Raw genomic sequence first — 3,149 nt, forward strand, 5'->3', positions numbered from 1 at the left:
TAGCTGCGGCCATGCGGCAGCCGTGAGGGGGCCAGCCCTGCGATATGGATTGTGCGGGCGACGCTCACGAGGACGGCTGCGGGCATGTGGCCGCCGTGGCGGAGCAGCCCTGCACCCACCAGCACAACAACGAGTGCGGCGGGCTGCCGCAAGAGGACACGCAAACGCCCGCCGATAGCGAAGTGCTTTGCGCGGCGACCGAGGGCTGCACCCTTGCCGAGAACCACGAGGGGGACTGCCGGCTTGCCTTGGCGGTGAACGGCGCGCGCAACGGTACCATCGACAACAACGATTACGCCTTCAATCCGAATACCGGCGAGCTGGCCGTCAAGACCGACGCTGGCACGACGGCGTGGCGGGATGATACCGGCATCGCTGTGGAAGAAACCGGCCGCTACGAGGCGGTTCGGTCGGTCGTGTTTGATGATAGCGTGACGAGCATCGGGAAAGATGCGTTTGCTGGCTGCACCAGCCTAGCCAAGCTGACCTTCCAAAGCGCCACGGCCCCGACGATAGGGGGCACCGCTTTCAATGGCGTTGCCACCACCGGCACAATCTACTACCCAGCCGGGGCGAGCAGCGAGTACACGACGGAATGGAAGAACGGCATCAGCGGTCTGAGCGGCTGGTCGCTCGCTTCCCTGCTTACCCTTGAAGTGACCTACAACAATGGCGCCACCATGGCGGATGCCATTCAAGATGGGCTGCCTGCGGCGGGTGTTGGCAAGGAGCAGGTGACCGGAATCAAGATTACCGGCAATGCCACGGCGGTCACCGGCGACAACTGGAAGGCCCTGTACGACCTTTATAAGAATGATAGCGGCTGGACAAACCTGAGCTCCCTCGACCTGTCGGGTATGACGGAGCTTACGACCATCGGTGATATAAGTTCTTATAACACCAATGTTCCAAAGCTCGTAGAAGTAAAGTTGCCCGACAGCCTGACGACCATCGGGGAGGGTGCGTTTAATCGCTGCACCGGCATCAGGCTGACCGCCCTGCCGGACGGGGTGGAGAGTATCGGACAATATGCGTTTGGGTTCTGCACCAAGCTAGCGTTAACCAAGCTGCCCGACAAAGTGACGAGCATCGGAATCGCTGCGTTTAGGGACTGCACCGGCATCAAGCTATCCGCCCTGCCGGACGGGGTGGAGAGTATCGGACAATATGCGTTTTATGGCTGCACCGGCATCAGGCTGACCGCCCTGCCGGACGGAGTGGAGAGCATCGGGGACGGCGCGTTTTATGGCTGCACCGGCATCAAGCTGTCCGCCCTGCCGGACGGGGTGGAGAGCATCGGGAGCAGTGCGTTTTCTGGCTGCATCGGTATCACGTTATCCGCCCTGCCGGACGGAGTGGAGAGCATCGGGGACTCTGCGTTTGCTGGCTGCACCGGCATCAAGCTGACCGCCCTGCCGGACGGAGTGGAGAGCATCGGGGACAATGCGTTTGCTGGCTGCACCGGCATCAAGCTGACCGCCCTGCCGGACGGGGTGGAGAGCATCGGGAAATTTGCGTTTTATGGCTGCACCGACATCACGGAGATGACATTCCCCGAAAAACTGACCAGCATCGGGGAGGGTGCGTTTTCTGGCTGCACCAGCCTCGCCAAGCTGACCTTCCAAAGCGCAACGGCCTCGACGATAGAGGGCATCGCTTTCAATGGCGTTGCCACCACCGGCACAATCTACTACCCAGCCGGGGCGAGCGGGTACACGGATGATTGGAAGAACGGCATCACCGGACTGATGGGCTGGTCGCACGCTTCCCTGATTACCCTCGAAGTGACCTACAACGACGGCGCCACCATGGCGGATGCCATTCAAGGTGCGCTGCTTGCGGCGGGTGTTGGCAAGGAGCAGGTGACCGGAATCAAGATTACCGGCAATGCCACGGCGGTCACCGGCGACAACTGGAAGGCCCTGTACGACCTTTATAAGAACGATAGCGGCTGGACAAACCTGAGCGCCCTCCACCTGTCGGGTATGACGGCGCTTACGACCATCGGCGATATGCCCTCTTACTCGCCTGGCATCCCGAAACTGAAGCAAGTGAAACTGCCCGACAGCCTGACGACCATCGGGGACGATGCGTTTGCCAGGGGCACCAACCTCGCGCTGACCGCCCTGCCGGACGGTGTGGAGAGCATCGGGGACAGTGCGTTTTTTGGCTGCACCGGCATCAGGCTGACCGCCCTTCCGGACGGTGTGGAGAGTATCGGACAATATGCGTTTTTTGGCTGCACCGGCATCAGGCTGACCGCCCTGCCGGACGGTGTGGAGAGCATCGGACAATATGTGTTTCATGGCTGCACCGGCATCAGGCTGACCGCCCTGCCGGACGATGTGGAGAGCATCGGGGACGGTGCGTTTTATGGCTGCACCGGCATCACGGAGATGACATTCCCCGAAAAACTGACCAGCATCGGGTTGGCTGCGTTTTATGGCTGCACCAGCCTAGACAAGCTGACCTTCCAAAGCGCCACGGCCCCGACGATTGGCACCAGCATTTTCGGTGGCGTTGCCACCACCGGCACGATCTACTACCGAGCCGGGTACGCGCCAAATTGGCTGGATGGCTCCCTTTTGCCCGGCGGCTGGACGCACGTTCTTATCTACCGGCTGACGGTGGAGAATGGCACGGATACAACGAAGGCCTCATTCTACCCGGAAGGCGGACAGGCCGTCATCGAGGCCGACGCAGCGCCGGGTGGGAAGGCATTCGACAGGTGGGAAACGTTAGGCGGCGGCCGCTTTTTAAACGCTGCCAGCGCCAGCACCACCTTCACCATGCCCGCTGCCGACACGACCGTGCGGGCCACCTACAGAACCACCACGCCCGCCCCCGGCCCGGCCAATGCCGGCATTAATCCCAACAAGGCGACCTTCGACCGCTATCCCTCCGGCAAGAACCATCGGGACATACCGGTCACGCTTTCGCCGGGCAGCCATACATTGAGTGGCATCCGCTGCGGCAACGTGACCTTGCAGGCCGGGCGGGACTACACCGTGAGCGGCAGCCGGTACACATTCACCAGGACCTATCTTGCCACGCTGGGGAAAGGCACCCACGCCTTTATCTTCGATATGAGCGGCGGCGCCGATCCGACGTTCACCCTCACGGTGGAGGACACCAGGCCGGGGGGCGGC

At 62.0% G+C, this 3,149-nt stretch carries 1 protein-coding gene; it reads left to right on the forward strand.

What is annotated here, in order from left to right:
- Positions 1-44: 44 nt before the first annotated feature.
- The coding region (locus HMPREF0980_RS08475) for a leucine-rich repeat protein (protein ID WP_147629803.1) at positions 45-3,149 on the forward strand (3,105 nt) is incomplete at its 3' end.

Source organism: Dorea sp. D27 (assembly GCF_001185345.1).
In the GTDB taxonomy this organism is placed as follows: Bacteria; Bacillota; Clostridia; order Lachnospirales; family Lachnospiraceae; genus Extibacter.